Source organism: Lactobacillus sp. PSON (assembly GCF_052615405.1).
Window position 1 is genome coordinate 74,578 of the sequence record NZ_JBQXFW010000004.1, and the last position, 21,531, is coordinate 96,108.

The following is a 21,531-nucleotide window of genomic DNA, read 5'->3' on the forward strand; positions in this document are numbered from 1 at the left end:
AGAACTAAGGTAGTGAATATGACTCGTAAAGCAAGATTAATTTATAATCCTGTATCAGGTCACGAGCAAATGCCAAAAAATGTGGCCGATATTTTGGATGTTCTAGAGCAAGCAGGTTATGAAGCCAGTGCTTTTAGAACTACTCCCGCAGAAAAAAGTGCACAAAATGAAGCTACTCGTGCTGCAAAAGAGGGCTTTGAACTTATTGTGGCTGCTGGTGGAGACGGTACAATCAATGAAGTAGTAAATGGAATTGCATTTTTGGAAAATAGACCTAAAATGGCAATCATTCCTGCTGGAACTACTAATGATTATGCCCGTGCGCTAGGAATTCCACGTGATAACATTCTTGATGCGGCAAAAATTATCCTTAAAGATAAAACTCGCAAAATGGATATCGGAAAAGCACATTTTGGTGCTCAAGATCAGTATTTTGTTAATATCGCTGCCAGTGGTTCACTTACTGAACTAACTTATGGCGTTCCTTCAGAAATTAAGTCAGCATTAGGTTATGCCGCATATTTAATTAAGGGTGCAGAAATGTTGCCTCATTTATCTGAAAATGAAATGCGTCTAACTTATGATGATGGAGTTTATGAAGGTAAGCTTTCAATGTTTTTACTTGGTATGACTAATTCGATTGGTGGTTTCGAACAGATTATGCCAGATGCTCAACTAAGTGATGGATTATTCCAATTAATTGTTGTTAAACCATCTGATCCAGTTAATCTAATGAGATTAATGGTCATGGCACTTAATGGAAAACATGTTGATGATCCTAACATCATTTATACTAAGACGACTAGTCTTAAAGCAGAGCTTATTGGTAAAAGTGAAGGTAATGATTTACCAGTTAACCTTGATGGTGAAATTGGGGGTTATTGTCCAGTAAGTTTTGAGAATTTGAAGCAACGTATTGAATTTTACGTTGGTGGATAAATTTTAATAATATAAAATAGTGCTTAGCTATGCTAAGCACTATTTTTTTGAGTTGAATAAGTAGATAAACAATATAATCAGTCATTGCTGTAAAATAGATATAGTAATAACTCTATTTTTGAAAGAAGAACTATAAATGGAAAACAGGCTTTCTTTTAAGTTGATTATGGCAATACTGTCAGCAGGGATGTTATCATTTTTAGGAATTTTAGATGAAACGGCAACAACTGTGACATTTCCAATTTTAATAAATGATTTCAAAATAACCACAGATCAAGTACAGTGGGTTAATACTTTAGTATTATTAGTGATTGCTACAATTGTACCGATTAGCTCACAAATTAGACTGCGCTGGTCAACTAAAAAAATATTTATTATTGGAGTTACATTTTTTATATTAGGATTAATAATTGATATTTTTACACCTAGATTTGACTTGCTACTTTTAGGGCGAGCTTTTCAAGGAATTGGTACAGGAATTGGATTACCATTGATGTATAACATAATCTTAGCTAAAGTTCCTAAGAGTAAATTAGGATTTATGATGGGAATTGGAACTATGATTACGGCTTGTGCAGTAGCATTAGGACCAGTATTTGGTGGAATTGTAACCGACTATTTAAATTGGCGCTGGATATTTATAATTTCTATTTTTTTAATGATAATTGGATTAGCTACAGGAATTTATTCAATTATGCAATTAAATGAATTAAAAATAGTAAAATTTAAATATCTTCAATGGCTACTTTTAGCAGCTGGATTGGTTCTTTTAATGTTAGGATTTACTAATTTAGCTAAAAAGAACCTGCTATCTTGGCAAGTTCTAGGAATTTGGGTAATTGGAATTGTTAGCTTAATTATTTGGATAAAAGTTTCAATGAATGATACTGATGCTTTAATTCAGCCGAGACTGTTTACTAATGTAAAATTTTCAATGCAATTAATCTGCTATTGTTTTGCTAAGATTGCAACACTTGCCTTAGGATTTATTTTTCCTATTTATATTCAACTAGTGAACCATGGTTCAGTGTCGTTAGCTGGATGGATTGTTTTTCCTGGAGCAGTAGTTGATGCATTAATGGCAGCACTTGCTGGAAAACTTTATGATAAAAAAGGTGCAAGATTACCCATAATATTAGGAATTTGCATGAGCTTATTAGGACTGAGTTTATTAATAATTAGTGGCAATTTAAGTAATATTGAAATATTGATTTTTTATGCAATTTATTATGGTGGATATGGGATGTGCTTTAGTAGTTTAATGACTAGTGGCTTGGTTTCAATTTCTAAGAAAAATCATGCACAAGGAAATGCAATTTTCAATACTTTGCAACAATTTTCTGGAGCAGTTGGCACAGCTTTAGCAGGAACTATAATTTCTTTTTATCAACAAAAACTAAACTTGGGTCAAGTTTTTGGAACTGCTCAAGGTACACATTTTACATTTATTATTTTACTAATTTTGATTATTATTAATTTGTTGATTTCGCTAAAATTTGTTCCTAAATCAATAAAAAAGGCATAAAAAAAGCTCTGAATGTAAAAATTCAGAGCTTTTGTATTATCGACGGTCATTAAAGCCGAAGATTTCCAAGAAGTACATAAACAAGTTAACAAAGTCTAAGTACAATTGAAGAGCACCAGCAACTGCTAATCCCAATTCAGTATTTTCATCAGCGTAATTTGCGTAAATGTTTTTCATTTGTTGAGCATTCCACGCAGTAAGAATGGTGAAGATAATTACACCAATGTAAGAAAAGATGTAAGTTACCATAGGATTCTTAAGGAAAAGATTTACCAAGCTGGCGACAATTAATCCAATTAATGCAGCAAAAGCATACGCACCAAAATTAGCAAGGTCTTTTTTCGTAAAAGTACCGTAAAGTGCCATAGCAATAAAGACTGTAGCTGCAGAGACAAAAGCTGTAGCAATAGTTGCGCCAGTATAAGCTGTACAAATAATTGCAAAGGTAAAACCATACGCAATTGCCATAATCATTAGCATGATAAAGCTAGCTACTGGATTTCTAGTTGCTCTAAAACTAATTACAAATGTTAAAACAAGTGGCAAAAACAATAAAACCCAAGATGCTGCTGCATTCGAAAGAAGTGAAATAAATACGCTTCTAAGAACTGTAGTTGATAAAAAGGCAGTAAGTGCTGAAACAAGAACAGCTAAGGCCATAATACCGTAAGTTTTTGCTAAAAAACTATTTACCTGACTAACGTCGACAACTTTTCGACGTTCAGGATTATTTGAAAAATTATCCATAATAAAAGTCCTTTCTACTATATAGAAACTCAATACTAAGTTACCATAAAAATAGAAAGGACTAAAGAAAAAAGTTTATTATTTATTTGTCTTATTATTCAATTTCGGTTTTTTTAGTTGGTTTGGATGATTTGTTTGACCATTGAAGACCGATTCCAGTTGTTCCACTTAAAATTGAGAATACTGGTGATAACAAACTAAAGAATGTAAATGGTAAAAATTCTAATACTGGAACACCCAATGTTGATGCCGCAAATGATCCAGCTACACCCCATGGAATTAAGTAGTTAATAACGCTTCCTCCATCTTCAAGTGTTCGACTCAAAGCAAGAGGAGATAGTCCAATTTTATCAAATGCTGATTTAAATGCACGTCCTGGTAAAATTACTGAGAGGTATTGCTCACCAACAAACAGATTAATGCAAATACCAGAAAGAATAGTAACAGTGATTAAGCGACCAGGCTTTTTTAAGTGTTTAACTAATGGTTCCATTGCACCTTGAACAATGCCGAATTTCATTAGCATTCCACCAAGAGAAAGTGTAGAAATAATTAAAGCAACTGTAGCCATCATGCTTGAAATCCCACCACGAGTTAAAAGTGCATTAACGGATTTATCAGCGGTTTTTGCAACAAAGCCATTCATTATCAGATCATTTAAGCTAACAATTGAGTAGTGAGGATTTTGTACAAAAATCATAGCTACTGTAACTGTAATGTTAAGAAATAAAGTTGGAATTGCAGGTATTTTTTTCCAAGCACATAAAAGCATCAAGATAATTGGTAGTAAAGCCCACCAGCTGATTGTAAAGTGAGATTGCAAAATTTGTGATGTACGTTGAATTTTACTAGCATCAATTTGACCGCTATTACCTAAAATCCAAAAAAGGATAAAGGAAATAACAAAGGCTGGAATAGTTGACCACATCATATTTTTAATATGGGCAAATAATTCACTTTCTGCAATTGCAGAAGAAAGGTTGGTTGAATCCGATAGTGGAGACATTTTATCACCAAAAACAGCTCCGGAAATGATTGCTCCGGCAACAAGTGCAGGGTTGGCATTCATACTTGCTCCAATTCCAAACAGTGCAATTCCAACTGTTGAAATTGTAGTAAAACCACTCCCAATGGCAGTCCCGACTATTGCGCATACTATAAAGACTGATGGTACAAAAAAGCTACCACTAATTAAATGAAAACCTAGTACCATAATTGAAGGGATAATTCCAGCCTGAATCCAAAGGCCAATTAATGCACCAATTAAAATAAATATAAATATTGGAATGATTGCGACACCAATACCTTCTTTGATACCGTCTTGAATTTCTTGCCAAGAAAAATTGCGAGCTTTAGCCCAAAAGGTAAGAAGCAATACTGTAAATAAAACAGGAACTTCTGGGGAAAGGCTAAATTTAATAACTGCAATTCCTAAAATAATCAATAGGAGGGCAAGAATAATTATTGATTCATTAAAAGAGACTTTCTTTTTCATATTTTTCCTCCAAATAAAAAATCCCGTTGACTAATTAGTCAACGGGACGATTCTAACAACCGTGGTACCACCCAACTTATGGACAAAGGTCCAAACTCTACCAGATGATAACGGTTCTGGATATTTCCGAACAAACTAAGAAGATGTTGTAATTCGCTAATCTTGCCTGACTGGTTCGCACTAACCACCAGATCTCTGAACGCTTAACAAGTTAGCTACTGATTCATCTGTTGTTGAAAAACATGATAACAAGGTTAAAAAAAAGTGTCAATACTTTTAATCAAAAAATTATTTTGCTTTTTCTGTTATAATAGATTTCTAGTTACTACAAATAAAGGGAATTTAAAATGCAAAAAAATCAAATTGTTGAATTAGAAATTACAGATTTATCTTACGAAGCGATGGGAGTAGCCCACTATGAAGGGATGACTATCTTTGTTAATAATGCAATTCCAGGTGAAGTTGTAAAAGCTAAAATATTAAAAGTTAAAAAGAGTTTCGCTTTTGCAAAAATTGATGAAATTATCAAAGAAAGTCCTGATCGAATTAAAGTTAAGCTGAATCAATGGGTGCAAACAGGTTTAGCAAGTCTGGCACATATTAAGTATGATAAGCAGCTTGATTTTAAGAAGCAACAAGTTGTGAACCTCTTAAAGAAAGCTCATATGGACAATATTAAAGTTGATGAAACTGTAGCTAGTCCTGAAGAAACAGGTTATCGTAACAAAGCTCAGGTTCCAGTACGCATGGTTAAAGGACAGCTTGAAATAGGCTTTTTCCGTCGTCATTCGCATGATTTAGTTCCGTTAACTAACTTTTTTACTACTGATCCAGAAATTGATCGTGTACTTGTAGCTGTTCGTGATATTTTGCGTAAATATAAAGTACCAGCTTATGATGAAATTCATAATAAAGGTGAAGTGCGTTATCTTGATGTACGCAGAAGTAAGGCAACTGGCGAAATTATGGTAATTCTTGTATGTTTGCACAAGGATTTCCCACAATTGCCAAAGGTTGCTGCTGAAATTAGTAATCTAAAAGATGTTGTTAGCATTGTTCTTAACTATAATCCTAAGAAAACTAATGTCATTTTAGGTAAGAAAGACTATCTTGTTTTTGGCAAAAGTCAAATTACCGATAAAATTGGCGATGTTGAATTTAAGATTTCTCCACAAAGTTTCTTCCAAATTAATTCTTTGCAAACACCGCGCTTATATGATTTAGCTATTAAAAAAGCTAACTTATCCCCTGACGATGTTGTAATTGATGCTTATTCTGGAATTGGTACTATTGGATTAAGTGTTGCTAAGCACGTTAAAGCAGTTCGCGGTATTGAAATTGTTAAAGATGCAGTTGAAGATGCGAATGAAAATGCCAAGCTTAACGGTATTACTAATGCAAAATATGTTACTGGTAAAGCTGAAGAAATTATGCCTCGATGGGCTAATGAAGGGCTTAAGTCTGATGTGATTTTTGTGGATCCTCCAAGAAAAGGTCTTACTCCAGAATTTATTAATGCGGCTGTAAAAACAGGTCCTAAAAAGGTCGTATATATTTCATGTAATCCAGCTACCCAAGTACGTGATTTGGAATTATTTAAGGAACATGGATATAGTTTTGATGAAATTTCACCAGTAGATATGTTCCCACAAACACCGCATGTTGAAAGTGTGACGGTTTTAACTAAAGAAAATTAGTGTAAAATAATAAATTGTGTATTAATTCTATAGTTAATATTGAGATTAGTACACTTTTTTATTTTATGTCTTTTAATGAGTAAAATAAAAATGGTATAGTTATTAGTAGGTTGTATAAATATTAAGTACAAAAAGAAATAACTCTATGAAAGAAAAAACATAAAATTTATTCAATATAGTTTATCAGGAAAAATAATTAAAGAGACTGAATTTACTGGTGGTTCTTTTAGAGAAAATCCAATTGGAGAAAAAGTTCGTATTACTTTAATTAATAATAAACAGTATATTGGTTTTTGGGATACTTTTATTAAAGACCAACTATTACCAGATAAAATTAAGATAAGTTGTTATGATTTAGATGAAGTAACTGGTTCTCTTAAAAGCTCTAAAAATATTACTAGTTATGTACCAGTAAATAAAATTCTTAAAATTGAGGTTATATTGCATAGTAATCCTCGATGGGGAGTTCGATAACTAATAAATTTGTTTTTGTTAAATCTTTGAAATAATTAAAAAGGAAAAGTAAATTATTATGGATGAATCAAATAAGTATTTAGATATTGGTGCTCAAGCTTATCAAGTTGGCAATTATGAAGAAGCACAAAAATATTACGAAATATCCGCTAAGATGGGTAATTCTCAAGCTGCTTGTAATTTAGGCTACATCTATGAATATGGCAGAACAGGTGAAAAGGATCCTGAAAAGGCATTTTATTATTACAATGAAGCGGCAATGGAAGATAATGCAAATGCTTGTTATAAGATGGGAGATGCTTATTTATATGGTAATTTTGTTCAGGAAAATCACCGTCTTGCTTTTTTGTATTATCAGCAAGCATTAGATTTAAGTCGAACTTATGGTGAAGATGATATTAAATCAGATATTTATTATCGAGTAGCACTTTGTTATTATGATGGAATTGGAGTAAAGAAGAGTTACTTAGAAGCATTAAATTGGATTAATCAAGCTCATACATATTCGTATTATGACCGCTTCAATGACAAGTTCATGTGGCAGTCAACAGCAAGAAGAATTGCAAATTTACGCGAAAAAATTATTCGTAAATTAGATGCAGGTAAAAGAAATTAGAATTAAAGCAACAAGTCTAGTTCTAGATTTGTTGCTTTTGTTATAATTTAGAAAAACACTTGGAGATGATTAACTGTTAATAAAAATATAGAAAAACATAGAAAATAATATAAATATCTGTCATAATAATTACTAGAAAGTTAAACATGGGAGTGAATATTATGACAGTACTAAAGCCTAAAGATGTAGCTAAACGCTTAGGAGTGACTACTCGAACCCTGCAAAGCTGGGATCGAAAGGGTATTCTTAAAGCTAAACGTTCGCCTACTAATCGAAGATTTTATACAGAGGATCAAATAAAACATTATTTGGATAGAGACACTGCAGTTTCCAAGCGTAAGCAAGTTGCCTATGCTAGAGTATCAACCTACGGTCAAAAAGACGATTTAAAAGATCAGTTAAGCTATATTCGTCAATATGTAAATGCTAAAGGCATAATTCTAGATAAAGAAATAAGTGATATTGGCAGTGGTTTAAATTATAAGCGTCCCAAGTGGAACAAGCTACTTGAAGAAGTAATGCAAGGTAAAATAGATAAAATTTATATTACCTATAAAGATCGTTTTATTCGTTTTGGATATGATTGGTTTGATAATTTATGTAAAAGTCATGGTACAGAAATAGTTGTTTTAAACAATGTTGATACCTCCCCAGATAAAGAACTGGTTGAGGATCTAGTAAGTATAATCCATGTATTTTCATGTCGTCTGTATGGTTTAAGAAAATACAAGAAAAAGATTAAAGGTGAGTATTTAAGTGGCAATCAGGACACAAGTAGTAAAGCTGAAAGTAAATAAGACGATGCAAAAGCATCTTGAGTTACTATGTGATTATCGTAGATACTGCTGGAATAAGGGACTAGAAACTTGGCAGACTATGTATGAAGCTCATACTTTAAATCCTGAGGATAATCCAAGTCCCAATGAGCGTAGAGTTCGTAATGAATTAGTAGCTAATAAGGAAGACTGGCAGTATAAGCTATCAGCTAGGTGTCTTCAATTAGCTATAACTGACTTAGCTAACGCTTGGAAGAATTTCTTTGATAAAGCGCAAAAGGATTGGGGCAAGCCTGGTTTCAAGTCTAAGAAATCTCCAAAACAAGGCTTTAAGACGGATCGAGCTAAGATCGTAAATGGCAAGCTTCGTCTTGATAAGCCACGAGGTATTTCACAAAATACTTGGTATGATCTATCTACTTTTGAGTCTTTAAAAATGACTGAAGTTAAAGTTATTAGTATTTTTAAAGAAAATAATAGTTACTATGCAGCTTTACCGTATGAACAAAAGCCAATAGTTAGATATAAGACTCATCAAAAAACAGCAGTAGATGTTAATGTAGGTCACTTTAATTACACAGAGGGAAAGCTTAATGTTTTACCTACTAAGCTGCAGAAGCTTTATAAGCGTATCAAGCATTATCAGAGAATGCTTGCTCGTAAAAGAGAAGATAATGGGAAACTAGCCGTAAAAAGTAATAAATATCTTGAAGTGAGAACCAAGCTTCAAAGAGATTATCGCAAAGCAGCAGCTATTCAAAATGATATCTTACAAAAATTTACGACTAAATTGATTAATAATTATGATGAGATAGTTATTGAAGACTTAGCAGTAAAAGAAATGATGATGACTCACATAGCTTCAAAAGGCATGCAAAGATCACTTTTTAGCAAGTTTAGACAAATATTGACTTATAAATGTAATTGGTATGGCAAAAAATTAATCTTAGCTGATAAAGCATATCCTTCAACGCAAAGATGCGCTAGATGTGGTTATATCAAAAAAGGCGCAGAAAAAATAACTTTACAAGGGAATAAAAAATATGCTACCAAGCATAGCGAGTATATTTGTTATAAGTGCGGCTACAGCAATGATCGTGATGATAATGCGGTTTTAAATCTTTTGGAATTAGCAAAATAAAGAATAATAAAAAGAGGGGCGGGCTAAGCCCTAAAACTGTAAGAGCTGGTCAATGTGATTACTCCTATATTGGAATATCAGAATACTAGTATAGACGACGGTAAGTAAAGCAAAGAAAGGAAATATATATCTTTTTGATATGTAGAAAATCCGTATCTTTCTACATATTTACATGTTTTATATAGCAGGAAAAATATGCCAATTAATTTAAGAAATCGTAATTTTATTTCATTGACTGATTTTTCACCACGAGAATTAGAATATCTGTTAGACTTAGCAGAAGAGTTAAAACGTGAAAAATTAGCAGGAATTAGACATAAAAGACTTGAAGGCAAGAATATTGTGCTTGTTTTTGAAAAAGGCTCAACTCGAACTAGAGCTTCATTTGAAATTGCAGCTCATGATGAAGGGGCACATGTAACATATTTTGGTCCAGAAGATACACATTTTAGTTCTGAATCTTTAAAAGATAGTTCTAGAGTTCTTGGAGAAATGTTTGATGGGATTGGATACCGTGGTTTTAGTCAAGAAAGTGTTGAAACTTTGGCGAATTATGCAAAAATCCCAGTTTGGAATGGACTAACTGACTTAGGTCATCCATCTCAAGCTTTGGTTGATTTTATGAGTGTAAAAGAAGCACTTGATAAAGCGTATAGAGATATAAAATTTGCTTTTGTAGGAAATGGTCAAGACAATATTTCTAATTCTTTGATGATAGGTGCTGCTAAGATGGGGATGCGTTATAGTGTTGTTGCACCTAAAGAATTATGGCCAGAAGCAAAGCTAGTAAAGCAAGCACAAGAAATAGCTAAAGAAACTGGTGCCGTTATTCAGATAACTGATAACATTAAAATGGGTGTAAAGAACGCTGATGTAATTACTACTGATGTTTGGGTTTCAATGGGAGAACCATCAGAATTATGGCAAAAGCGTATAGGATTATTAAAACCCTATCAAGTTACAATGGAAATGATGAAAATGACTGATAATCCTGATACAGTATTTACGCATTGCTTGCCAGCTTATCATAATTTGGAAACAGATCTTGGTCGTAAAATCTATAAAGAGTTTGGCTTAAAAGAAATGGAAGTTACTGATGAAGTTTTTGAAAGTGATAAGTCGATTGTGTTCAGCGGTCCAGAAAATCGTATTCATGTTTTGAGAGCGATTATGGTTGCTAGTTTAGGAGTGTAGGATGAAAACTTCAAATAAATCAATTTTAAAATTTGCAAATGAGTTAAAAAACGCAATAGCTGATCAAAAAATAAAGACAATATTAATTCGAGGATATGATGACAATCTAAAACTTGAAGCAACATTAGCAGTATTAAATGATATAAAAAATATACAAAAAGGTACAATTTTTAGAAGTACGTCAATTGGAACGATTATTGATACATTTAATAGATTAGAAATTGTAGATAATCGTCATTTAAATGAAATAGATACTTTTAAAATATTTAATAATTTAAGAGTTGATTTTAAAGCATGGTACCATTATAATGATTCGTATTTTTTTAATAACATGGATTTTGCAATATTTTGGCCTATAAATAGTATATTAAGTAATTATCAATATACTTCAGAATTTATTTCAATTATAAATGAGTCAGTTGCTAAGAAAAATATTATTATTACTTTTAATGATAATTCTATAAATCTTAAACAAATTGATCCATATATTCAAAAGAGTATAACTTTAGATACAGATTTAAGTGAGGAAGATAAGGAAAGCCTAAAAAATAATTGGTATTAAACTTTTAGTAAGAGATGGAGATTTAAATAACGTATTATGAAAAATAAGAATATGCTTAAGCCAGTAATAAAATGGGTAGGTGGAAAAAGGCAATTACTTCCAAAATTAATGGAATTTAAGCCCAAAACCTATAATAGGTACTTTGAACCCTTTATTGGTGGTGGAGCTTTATTATTTGCATTACAGCCAAAGAGTTTTGTAATTAATGATCAAAATGCAGACTTAATTAATATGTATAGTGTAGTTAAAAATAATCCTATTGAGTTGTTAAAATTACTAAATGAACATCAAAAAAATAATAAAAAAGAGTATTATTTGGCTATTAGAGCTTTAGATAGAGATATGAGTAAGTTTATTACTTTAACCGATGTTCAACGGGCGGCCAGGTTGATATATATGCTAAAAGTGGATTTTAATGGATTATATAGAGTAAATAAAAAAGGACAATTTAATGTACCATATGGTAGATATAAAAATCCTAAGATTGCTGATAGTGATAATATTAACGAGGTAAGTAATTTCTTAAATGCTACGCATAATAAAATTATGAATGTAGATTTTGAAAAAGCTGTTATGGATGCTAAAGAAAATGATTTTATATACTTTGATCCGCCATATATTCCATTAACTGAAACCTCGGATTTTACCTCATATACTAGTAATGGGTTTAATATAAAAGATCAAGAAAGATTACGAGATACTTTTTTTAATTTATCGAAAAAAGGCGTTAAAGTAATGTTAAGTAATTCAGATACACCAACTACACGTGAACTTTATGCGAGTGCAAATTTACATGAAGTGCAAGCTAGTAGAGCAATTAATTCTGTAGCAAGTAAACGTGGAAAAGTTGGTGAATTAATAATAACGAATTATTGAAAGGATAAAATTAATCATGAAAATGACATTTGATGAGTACTTAAGAAGCAATAATGATGATAAGTTTTCTTATTTTATAAATACTTTATTTAAAACCAATCGAACTCCAAAATATTGGGTAAACTGGAACAAAGTTTTTAAAAATTCTCGTGAAGTTGAAATTTCTTTGAATACTTTGAATTATTTAGTAGGAAAAAAGAATATTAAAGATGAAGCTAGGGATTTATTTTTGGAACAACCACAACTTCTAAAATGTATACCGATTTTGATCGCTAGTAGAGACAAAGTAATTAGTGTTTTTGTTTTTGATAATATTAATAGTTTTTCGACATATAATTTAGATTTTAAGCAACCGAATATAAATGAGATAGATAAATATATTGACTTTATGGATGAAACAGGACTATTAGATTTCTTGTCAGAAGGATTGAATAGATCCTTAGTAGACTATGTATTTGGTGTAGAGGTTGGCTTAGACTCTAATGGAAGAAAGAATAGAAGCGGAACACAAAACGAACTAATTTTAGAATTATATTTGAAAGATCTTTGTAAAAAGAATGATAACTTAATACATAAAGAACAAGTTACTGGAAAATGGATTGAAGAAAACTGGAGTATTAATGTGCCTGAAGTTATACAGCCAGGTAAAAAAGGTGGACGACGTTATGATGGTGCCGTATATAATTCTAAAAATAATACTGTAACTATTATTGAAACTAACTTTTACAATGGTGGTGGTTCTAAGCTTAAGTCGGTAGCAGGAGAATTTAGTAGTATTTATGAAACTAGTTTGAGGGATGCGCCGAATGTCAAGTTTGCATGGTTAAGTGATGGCCTTGGATGGTTAACTGCAAAAAATCCGATGAGAGAAGCCTTTGATGTGATTCCAACTATTATTAATTTACATATGCTAGAAGATGGATTTATGGAAGATATCATTGAAATGAATAAAGAATAAATATTACAAAATCTTTATAGATGAAAATAATTCAAATTTACGTATTTTAATTATAAGGAGGTACGAAATTTGAATTATTTTTATCGTGATAAAAATTCGGTATTAGTTTTGGGAGATACATTTAAGTGTTTAAATGAATTACCTAATTCATATATAGATTTGCTGATTATTGATCCACCATATTTTTTGAGTAATGGGGGATTTAGTAATCGAAATGGTAAAAAAGTATCAGTAAATAAAGGTGATTGGGATAATCCTAGTAAAATAAATGTAGAAAAGTTCTATAATAAGTTAATCCGAGAAAGTTATAGAGTTTTAAAGAAAGATGGAACTTTATGGATGTTTGGAACATATCACAATATTTATCTTGCAGGATACTTATTAAAAAAATTTGATTTTAGATTTTTAAATAATGTAACTTGGGTTAAGAAAAATCCTGCAGAAAACTTAAGCAAGCGAATGTTAACTCATTCATCAGAAACTATAATTTGGGCAAAAAAGAATGGTGGAAGACATATTTTTAATTATAATGATATAGTTTCATTAAATGAAGGACATCAATTGACAGATGTGTGGATTACTCCAACTATAAATAAAAAAGAAAAAAAGTTTGGATATCATCCTACTCAAAAGCCTCTTTCTTTAATTAAGCGAATTATACAATGTTCGGCAACTGCAGATTCTATAATATTAGATCCATTTGTAGGAAGTGGTACTACACTGGTTGCAGCGAGAGCATTAAATATTCGTTGTATTGGAATTGATCAATCTAAAAAGTATTTAAAAATAGCCAAACGAAGATTAGATAATTTAACTGATAATTATTATGATTTAATAGAGTAGAAGTATATGCATCCACAAAAAATAAAAACTGATAACAAATATGGAACAAATTTTTCTCTTTTATCTGGTCAAACTCGTTATATGTATGGAATCGATGATAGTATTGATTTTCATGATATGCAAGAATGGGGAATTCATGAGGGAGTTGAAGGGAGCGAGATTTATTTTTACGATTTAAAAACTCGAAAAATCTATTCTCCCTTTAAAAAAGAAAAAAACGTTTTGTATGCCAAACCATTATGGCAGAATGATTATATTTATATTTTGCAGGGTGATTTCAATAAAAATTGTATTGGGATTTATCAGTATTTACCTGAAAATAGTTTGGAATTAATCTATGAACAGTCATTGCTGGGTATGAGCCTATATAATCTGGAATTAACCCCAGGAGATAAGGTTTATTTGACTAGTACGGATTTTGAAACTTTTAATTGTTATTGGCCTAAGAGATTTAAAATGAAGTTCATCGAAGAACACGAAAATGTTGTTTATATTGATAAAAATCGGTTATTTATTCAATATGATAAAAATTTTGATGGAGATTTTTCAGAAGACGTAGTAAAAATTACTGATTTTTCAAATAATACTTTATCTGAAGAAGATGGCTGGTTACAACAATTTCCAGATGGGTCATGGCACATAGTAAATTAATATTACGAAAGCTGTATTTCATCAAAAATACAGCTATTTTTATAACCTCTTGAATTGATTTCCGAACAATAAAATTATAAAAATAAGCAAAAGTTAGAAAATAACACAAAAATACGCACAAAAAGGGTTTATTTATTTTATAAATGTGCTAAAATCTTATTGTTAGTAATTCAGAGGGGATAACTTTTTAAAATGAACAACGATATTGAGCGCGTATTATATAGTGAAGAAGAACTTAGCAATCGTATGGACCAGATGGCTCAAGAGATTACGGCTAATTATGAAGACAAGAAACCATTGGTTGTACCAGTTATGACTGGAGCCATGATGTTTAGTAGTGAAATGCTAAAGCGAATGAATTTCTTACTTAATGTTGATATTGTTAAGGCTTCAAGTTACGTAGGTTCAAAGTCAACAGGTGAAGTTAAACTTGTGCAAGATGTTAGAAGTGATGTTAAAGGCCGTCACGTCATTTTTATGGAAGATATTATTGACACAGGCCATACTTTAAAATATTTGAAAGAACTTTTTGAAAAGCGTGGTGCAGCAAGTGTTAAAATTTGTGCAATGCTTGATAAGCCTGATACGCGTCAAGTTGATCTTCAAGGAGATTATGTAGGATTTAGTGCTCCAGATGAATTTTTGGTAGGGTATGGGTTAGACTATGATGGTTTCTATCGTAATTTACCATATATAGGTGTACTTAAGAAAAGTGTTTATGAAAAATAAAAAATGCGTCCAATTTGGACGTATTTTTTGTTGGTAATCGTTTTCAAAGTTGACTATACTAGAAATAGAAGTTGCTAGAAATGAGGCAAGATGACTATGATTAACACACTGTGGATTGGTTTACTTGAAGGTTTATTAGTAGCAATTATCGTTTTAGGAACTAGATGGGTATATGCAGCTAGACACCATGAACAATTTTTTGTGATTAAGAAGGATTTGTCCCCTCGTAATCGTAAAAAAAGAAAAGTTAATCTTTATACTTGGAATATTTTTGGCATATTGATTGGTATACTATTTATTGTTACAAGCTTTGTTTTTAAAGGAAGTTTTGCTGCAATTTCATGGGGATACTTTGTTGGATTTTTGATTTTATTCATGGGTATTGGCGGAACAATTTTATTAACTCAAGAATTGAAGAAGGCATGAGAATATGAAAATTAAAAAAATTGATGAAGATTTTACTGTTTGCAAATTAGAAGAATATAGTGAAATTAACTTAGGCTTACCTTGGGTGTTTGTTGCAAGTACCGATAAAGAATTATCACTAGTATGTCCTACTTATATGACACCAAAAGAAACACTAGCTAGAGAAGATGGCTGGAAAATGTTTAAGGTAGATGGTCAGCTTGATTTTTCTCTAGTTGGAGTTTTAGCTAAAATTTCAAAAATTTTGGCTGATAAAAAGATCAGTATTCTTGCTCAATCAACTTATGATACTGATTATATTATGGTCAAGGCAGATAAATTTGATGAAGCTTTAGAAGCTTTAAAAACTAATGGATATGAAATTGAATAAATAAAAAGCAAAATTAGGCTTTACAAGCTAATTTTGTTTTTTTATAATATAGATGTTCATCTATGTGATAGAAAGGATAAAAAATGTCTTATCAAGAATTAGCTAAAATATTAAAAGCTGTTGCAGAACCCAATCGTCTTGAAATCTTAGAAATGCTATCATGTGGTGAGATGTGTGCATGTGATATATTAGAACATTTTGATTTTACTCAACCAACTTTATCTCATCATATGAAAGTATTAGAAAACTATAACCTAATTAAGGTTAGAAAAGATTCTAAATGGCATTATTATAGACTTAATACTGATGTTACGACAGATTTAGTTAATTACTTAAATGATATTTTTGATTCAGAAAAGAAAAATTGTATTTGTAAAAAATAAATATTATTTTTTTGCTATAAACATAGACAATTATCTATATAAGGAGAAACAATGAAAAATACAGAAAAATTATCTATTATGGATAGGTATATGACTTTATGGGTATTTTTAGCTATGGGGATAGGTATTTTGAGTGGATTTATTTTTCCATCATTACCAACTATTGTTAACAGTTGGTCTGTAGGTACTACATCGTTACCTATTGCTATAGGTTTGATTTTAATGCTTTATCCTCCATTGACAAAAGTGGATTATAAAAAGATGGGAAAAGTTTTTCGCGATAAAAAAGAATTGACCTTTTCCTTAATTCAAAATTGGATAGTAGGACCAATTCTGATGTTTATAATTGCACTTGTATTTTTACATAATTATCATAGTTATATGATAGGTTTAATTATGATAGGTCTGGCAAGATGTATTGCTATGGTAATTGTATGGAATGAATTAGCCGGTGGAAATAATGACTATGCGGCAGGATTAGTAGCTTTTAATTCAATTTTCCAAATTTTATTTTATTCAATTTATGCTTATATTTTTATTAATGTATTACCAGGATTATTTGGTATTCACACAAAAACCATAAACGTTACAATGTTTGAAATAGCTAAAAGTGTATTCATTTATTTAGGAATACCATTTATTTTAGGCATTAGTTCTCGTCTTATTTTAATTAAGAGTAAAGGAAAAGACTGGTTTGACAATATATATATTCCTAAAATAAGTAAAATTACAACATGGGCATTATTATTTACAATCATTATAATGTTTTCTCTTAAAGGTACTAAAATTGTTCAATTACCAATGGATGTTGTTAGAATTGCTATTCCATTATTGATGTACTTTGTAATAATGTTTTTAGTTACATTTTTTATTGCTAAAAAAACTCATACCGATTATTCAATCTCTGCTACTCAAGCATTTACTGCAGGAAGTAATAACTTTGAGCTGGCTTTAGCTGTTACAGTTGCAATATTTGGATTAAATTCTGGTGAAGCATTTGCAGCTGTAATTGGTCCCATGGTTGAAGTTCCAGTAATGATATTATTAGTTGACGTATCTTTATGGATTAAGAAAAAGTTTTATTAGTTTTTAGTAAATATATCTCTTTACAACTAACAAAAAGTAAGCTAAAATAGTCTTCGATGAAAGCTTATTAAAAGTAAGCGTTGTGGAGGCTGTTAATAATGGAATTTAATGAAGTATTAAATAAACGTCAGTCAATACGTGACTTTTTAGATAGAAGCGTATCAGAAAAAGATATAGTTGAAGTTATTAAGCAAGCTCAACGCGCTCCATCATGGGCCAACTCGCAGCCATGGGAAGTTTACGTTGCAACTGGCAAAACTCTAGAAAAAATTCGAGCTGATCATAAGAAATTAAGTTCGGCAGGAATTTTTCAGGATACTGATATTCCTACTATGCATCGTGATCGAATGAGTTCAATTGCTAGACACAATGCCGCTGATTGGAGTAGGAGTATTCAAGATTACTTGGGCAGTGATATTTCTCAAATGAGAAATAAATCTATGAATTTGTTTAATGCACCTGTACTTGTTTATCTTGTTTTACCTAAGAATACTACAGGATGGTCTATTTATGATTTAGGTGCTTTTGGACAGACTTTAATGCTTGCAGCAGCTAATAAAGGACTAGATTCTATGCCTGCATGGGAAATCGTTCAATATCCAGAATCTATTAAGAAGCATTTAGGTATTCCAGAAGATAAAATTTTGGCTATGGGAATAGGATTAGGATATCGTAATCCAAATACAAAAATAAATAAGTTTTATACTAATCGTGCAAATTTAGATACATTTGTAACAATTAAAAAGTAAGTCTTTTTAGTTAACTAATTATGAATTAAATTCTAAAATAGAAGTAAAGATATTGTTAGATAAGGAGATTTCCATAATGAGCAAAGTATTTGTATATGGTGGCTCAGGTAGAGTTGCTAAAGACTTAATTAAAGATTTAGTTGTCGAAGGTTATGATGTGGTAGCTGGCGCTCGTCATCCAGAACGTATCGAAAAAATGGATCATGTTGAAGCTGTAAAAACGGATTTGCATGCAAGTGTGGCAGATTTAGCTCAACAATTAAAAGATAATAATATTGAAATAATTTACTTTACTGCTGGTAGCCGTGGTCAAGATTTGATCCAAACAGATGCAATGGGTGCAATTAAGACTATGATTGCTGCAGAAAAAGTTGGTATTAAGCGTTACATAATGTTGAGTTCAATGTTAAGTTTGAATATTGATAAATGGAATGCTCTTCCAAGATTAGAAGATTACTTAGCTTCTAAATTCTTCGCAGATAAGTTCTTGATGGATTCAACTAATCTTGAATATACTATTTTACAACCAACTAATCTTACTGAAGTAAAGGGTACTGGTAAAATTTCATTAAATAATACTGATTCAACAGAAAACCCAATCCCAGATGTAGCAATGGTATTGGCACATATCTTGAAGTTCCCAGCAACTAAGTATAAGGTTATTGAAATGACTGGTGGAGATACACCAATTGATAAAGCTTTAGAGAGTGTTAAGTAATTTAAAGTATTAAAAAAACTTACAGAAGACATTCTGTAAGTTTTTATTTTTATCAAAAATTAAAGTCCAAAAGCAATCTTATATGCAAAAATACCAATAATGGCACCTAAAATTGGAGCAACAACTGGAATCCATCCATAGTTCCAATGACCATGTCCCTTTTTGTTAGGAATTGGTAATAATGTATAAATAAGACGTGGACCGAAGTCACGAGCAGGGTTCAAAGCTGGACCTGTAGGACCACCAAGAGCCATAACAAGACCAGTAATAAGGAAACCTACTCCGATGTTTGCAATATCAGTAGCTTGCTTGAAGAACATACCACGGTAAAGTCCAATAGCGGCAAACATTAGGATGGCAGTACCAATAAGTTCAGAAACGAATCCGTTCCATTTGCTTCCAGTACAGTCACTTGTTGCGAAGAAGCTAAATACAATATCTGAATTAGTTGATTCTTTAATGTGTGGCCAATAAATAGCTAAAACAAGTAATTGACCGCAAATTGCACCAGCTACTTGGCAAAGAATATAAGGTAAAACGTGAGACCAAGGGAAAGTGCCAGCGAATGCTTGTGCAAGAGTTACAGCAGGGTTTTGGTGATTACCTGAAATTGATCCAAAAAGCATTGCAGGGATCATTGCACCGAAACCAAAACCAAATGCAATAAGTAGCCAACCACCGTTTGCTTTACCGTCTTCTGGATTGGCTGTGGTTCCTTTTAAGAATGAGTTAGCCACAGAACCGTTACCAAATGAGACTAATATCATTGTACCGAAAAATTCAGCAAAATACTTTGCCATCCATGTATGTTCCATAAAAGTACTTTTTCCTCCTAGAGTTTGAAAAAATAGATGAAAAATAAACTGCAAGAAAGATTATACATGAAACTCGATGTGAAACATAGCCCCAAATCAATAAGAATACGTTTTCATTAAAAATATTTTTTGTTGATTTGAAAAAGCCTTTACACTAACCGCTTTCAAAGAGTTAAATAAAATAAAAAGATACAGCCCTTTGAGGGCTGTTTTAGTTTGAAAGTGGGATTTTAATGAATAAAAAACAAATAAAGATGGTGACACTAGCTTTAATGCTTGGAAATGTAATGGCAGGACTTGATGGAACGATAACTAATACTGCAATTCCTGCTATTGTTTCAGCTCTTCACGGTATCCAATTTATGGGTTGGATTGTTGCTATTTATTTATTAGGGATGTCAATTTCAATACCGATTTGGACGAAAATTGGTGAAAGAATTACCAATAAAAAAGCTTTTGAAATTGCAATCTGCTTTTTTGTAATTGGTTCGGCTCTTCAAGGAATAGCACCTAATATTATTTTCTTTTTATGTTCACGATTGATTATGGGTATTGGAGCCGGAGGTATGGGGTCGCTCCCTTATATTATTGCTGGTTATATTTTTAAGAATATTAAGAAAAGAACTCAAGTTTTAGGTTATTTAACTGCTAGCTTTAATGGGGCTGCGATTATTGGACCTTTAATTGGAGGATGGTTGATTGATGCTTTTTCATGGAATTGGGTGTTTTATATCAATATCCCAATTGGAATGTTAGCATTTATTATTTGTTTGATATTTTTCAAACCTGTTACTCCTAAGTCAATTCCGGTTTTTGATTTACCTGGAGCAGGATTATTAAGTAGTGGATTATTAACATTTTTATTAGGGATTCAGCTTTTGGGAATCGCTAAAAATATTGTTGTGGTTGCATTAATAATTATTAGTTTGCTACTGTTAGGTGCATTTTTTTATCGAGAAAAACATGCAGAAAATCCAATTATTCCACTTTCAATTTTTAAAAAGAAAGATTTAGATGGAGATTTTTTGTTATTTGCGTTTACTTGGGGCGCATTTATTGCAGTTAATACTTATTTACCGATGTGGGCGCAAGCTCTTCTTGGCATGAGCGCTCTTCTTGGTGGAATGACTTTAATTCCTAATTCTATTGTAGAAATTATTGCTTCTCAAACTGTGGCTACTATTCAAGAGCATTTACGAACATTTACTTTAGTATTAATTGGAATTATTACAATGATGATTTCGGTTGGAGGATTATATTTGTCCAATTTAAAAACCCCACTTTGGTTTTTAACAACTATTGCAGCTTTTTCTGGTGTTGGAGTTGGGTTTATTTTTGTAGCGCTTCAAGTAAAAGTTCAAATTGATGCTGGAATGAAAGATATGCCTACTGCGACTTCAACATCTTATTTAATTAGAATATTAGCTCAAACGATGATGGCCGCAATCTATGGAGTAATTATGAATTTGTCACTTGAGCATGGAATTGCACATCGAACAGATATTACTATGACAATGATGAATAAGTTAAGTGATGCAAAGTCCGCACAAGCTTTACCACATGATTTGATTCCAGAAATGAGAATAATTTTTCATTCTGGAATTAAGGAAATTATGTTAGTTTCATTTGTGTTATTGATAATTGCTGTAGTCTTAAATTTCTATTTTAATTGGAAAAAATCACCTAAAAAAGTTTTGAAATAATTAGTCAAATAACTTGTTTTATAGAGGTAAAGCACGCATAATATAAATAACGTTCAGT

At 31.5% G+C, this 21,531-nt stretch carries 23 protein-coding genes; 20 read left to right on the forward strand and 3 right to left on the reverse strand.

The window, feature by feature from the left end:
* The first annotated feature begins 18 nt into the window (after positions 1-18).
* Together ACTHPI_RS03515 and ACTHPI_RS03520 are read left to right on the forward strand one after the other, a co-directional pair.
* On the forward strand, positions 19-939 hold the full coding sequence (locus ACTHPI_RS03515; protein WP_445352800.1) for a diacylglycerol kinase family lipid kinase: 921 nt from the start codon (positions 19-21) through the stop codon (positions 937-939).
* A gap of 136 nt (positions 940-1,075) precedes the next feature.
* Positions 1,076-2,464: an MFS transporter gene (locus ACTHPI_RS03520; RefSeq protein WP_445352801.1), complete on the forward strand. Its 1,389-nt coding sequence runs from the start codon at positions 1,076-1,078 to the stop codon at positions 2,462-2,464.
* Between the two features lie 36 nt (positions 2,465-2,500).
* Here the strand turns inward: ACTHPI_RS03520 and ACTHPI_RS03525 are convergent, their stop codons facing one another.
* Both ACTHPI_RS03525 and nhaC read right to left on the reverse strand, forming a co-directional pair.
* Positions 2,501-3,211: a Bax inhibitor-1/YccA family protein gene (locus tag ACTHPI_RS03525; protein WP_144355683.1), complete on the reverse strand. Its 711-nt coding sequence runs from the start codon at positions 3,209-3,211 to the stop codon at positions 2,501-2,503.
* A gap of 94 nt (positions 3,212-3,305) precedes the next feature.
* On the reverse strand, positions 3,306-4,706 hold the full coding sequence (gene nhaC, locus ACTHPI_RS03530; protein ID WP_445352802.1) for a Na+/H+ antiporter NhaC: 1,401 nt from the start codon (positions 4,704-4,706) through the stop codon (positions 3,306-3,308).
* A gap of 347 nt (positions 4,707-5,053) precedes the next feature.
* Here nhaC and rlmD point away from each other — a divergent pair, with 347 nt between their 5' ends.
* The 17 genes from rlmD to ACTHPI_RS03615 all read left to right on the forward strand — a co-directional run bounded on the left by rlmD (position 5,054) and on the right by ACTHPI_RS03615 (position 18,955).
* A complete protein-coding gene (gene rlmD, locus ACTHPI_RS03535; protein WP_445352803.1) occupies positions 5,054-6,403 on the forward strand; it encodes a 23S rRNA (uracil(1939)-C(5))-methyltransferase RlmD in 1,350 nt (449 codons plus the stop codon).
* Positions 6,404-6,935: 532 nt separating this feature from the next.
* Positions 6,936-7,493 (forward strand): tetratricopeptide repeat protein, encoded by a 558-nt coding sequence (locus ACTHPI_RS03540; RefSeq protein ID WP_445352804.1) that lies wholly within the window; start codon positions 6,936-6,938, stop codon positions 7,491-7,493.
* A 161-nt stretch (positions 7,494-7,654) separates the two neighbouring features.
* Positions 7,655-8,290: an IS607 family transposase gene (locus ACTHPI_RS03545; RefSeq protein ID WP_445352805.1), complete on the forward strand. Its 636-nt coding sequence runs from the start codon at positions 7,655-7,657 to the stop codon at positions 8,288-8,290.
* A 4-nt stretch (positions 8,291-8,294) separates the two neighbouring features.
* Positions 8,295-9,410 (forward strand): RNA-guided endonuclease InsQ/TnpB family protein, encoded by a 1,116-nt coding sequence (locus ACTHPI_RS03550; protein ID WP_445352876.1) that lies wholly within the window; start codon positions 8,295-8,297, stop codon positions 9,408-9,410.
* A 195-nt stretch (positions 9,411-9,605) separates the two neighbouring features.
* Positions 9,606-10,604, forward strand: a complete 999-nt coding sequence (gene argF / locus ACTHPI_RS03555; protein ID WP_445352806.1) for an ornithine carbamoyltransferase — start codon at positions 9,606-9,608, stop codon at positions 10,602-10,604.
* Between the two features lies 1 nt (position 10,605).
* Positions 10,606-11,166 carry a hypothetical protein gene (locus tag ACTHPI_RS03560; protein ID WP_445352807.1) on the forward strand — a complete coding sequence of 187 codons (561 nt, stop codon included), beginning with the start codon at positions 10,606-10,608 and terminating at the stop codon, positions 11,164-11,166.
* Positions 11,167-11,202: 36 nt separating this feature from the next.
* Positions 11,203-12,042, forward strand: a complete 840-nt coding sequence (locus tag ACTHPI_RS03565; RefSeq protein ID WP_445352808.1) for a DNA adenine methylase — start codon at positions 11,203-11,205, stop codon at positions 12,040-12,042.
* A 16-nt stretch (positions 12,043-12,058) separates the two neighbouring features.
* On the forward strand, positions 12,059-13,000 hold the full coding sequence (locus tag ACTHPI_RS03570) for a type II restriction endonuclease (protein WP_445352809.1): 942 nt from the start codon (positions 12,059-12,061) through the stop codon (positions 12,998-13,000).
* 69 nt (positions 13,001-13,069) lie between these two features.
* A complete protein-coding gene (locus ACTHPI_RS03575; protein WP_445352810.1) occupies positions 13,070-13,843 on the forward strand; it encodes a DNA-methyltransferase in 774 nt (257 codons plus the stop codon).
* Between the two features lie 6 nt (positions 13,844-13,849).
* Entirely contained in the window at positions 13,850-14,494 is a 645-nt protein-coding gene (locus ACTHPI_RS03580; protein ID WP_445352811.1) for a hypothetical protein, read from the forward strand.
* Between the two features lie 192 nt (positions 14,495-14,686).
* Entirely contained in the window at positions 14,687-15,223 is a 537-nt protein-coding gene (hpt, locus tag ACTHPI_RS03585; RefSeq protein ID WP_445352812.1) for a hypoxanthine phosphoribosyltransferase, read from the forward strand.
* Positions 15,224-15,319: 96 nt separating this feature from the next.
* Positions 15,320-15,649 carry a hypothetical protein gene (locus ACTHPI_RS03590; protein WP_445352813.1) on the forward strand — a complete coding sequence of 110 codons (330 nt, stop codon included), beginning with the start codon at positions 15,320-15,322 and terminating at the stop codon, positions 15,647-15,649.
* Positions 15,650-15,653: 4 nt separating this feature from the next.
* Entirely contained in the window at positions 15,654-16,019 is a 366-nt protein-coding gene (locus tag ACTHPI_RS03595) for an ACT domain-containing protein (RefSeq protein ID WP_445352814.1), read from the forward strand.
* Positions 16,020-16,102: 83 nt separating this feature from the next.
* Positions 16,103-16,402, forward strand: coding sequence for an ArsR/SmtB family transcription factor (locus ACTHPI_RS03600; protein ID WP_445352815.1), 300 nt, complete (start codon positions 16,103-16,105; stop codon positions 16,400-16,402).
* A 51-nt stretch (positions 16,403-16,453) separates the two neighbouring features.
* Entirely contained in the window at positions 16,454-17,488 is a 1,035-nt protein-coding gene (gene arsB, locus ACTHPI_RS03605; protein WP_445352816.1) for an ACR3 family arsenite efflux transporter, read from the forward strand.
* Between the two features lie 98 nt (positions 17,489-17,586).
* Complete coding sequence (locus tag ACTHPI_RS03610; RefSeq protein WP_445352817.1) at positions 17,587-18,237, forward strand: nitroreductase; 651 nt, start codon at positions 17,587-17,589, stop codon at positions 18,235-18,237.
* 76 nt (positions 18,238-18,313) lie between these two features.
* Positions 18,314-18,955: an NAD(P)H-binding protein gene (locus tag ACTHPI_RS03615; protein WP_445352818.1), complete on the forward strand. Its 642-nt coding sequence runs from the start codon at positions 18,314-18,316 to the stop codon at positions 18,953-18,955.
* Between the two features lie 59 nt (positions 18,956-19,014).
* On the opposite strand, the gene ACTHPI_RS03620 is transcribed toward ACTHPI_RS03615, so the two are convergent.
* Positions 19,015-19,770 carry an MIP/aquaporin family protein gene (locus ACTHPI_RS03620; RefSeq protein WP_445352819.1) on the reverse strand — a complete coding sequence of 252 codons (756 nt, stop codon included), beginning with the start codon at positions 19,768-19,770 and terminating at the stop codon, positions 19,015-19,017.
* Between the two features lie 233 nt (positions 19,771-20,003).
* Here ACTHPI_RS03620 and ACTHPI_RS03625 point away from each other — a divergent pair, with 233 nt between their 5' ends.
* Positions 20,004-21,473: an MFS transporter gene (locus ACTHPI_RS03625; protein ID WP_445352820.1), complete on the forward strand. Its 1,470-nt coding sequence runs from the start codon at positions 20,004-20,006 to the stop codon at positions 21,471-21,473.
* Positions 21,474-21,531 lie beyond the last annotated feature (58 nt).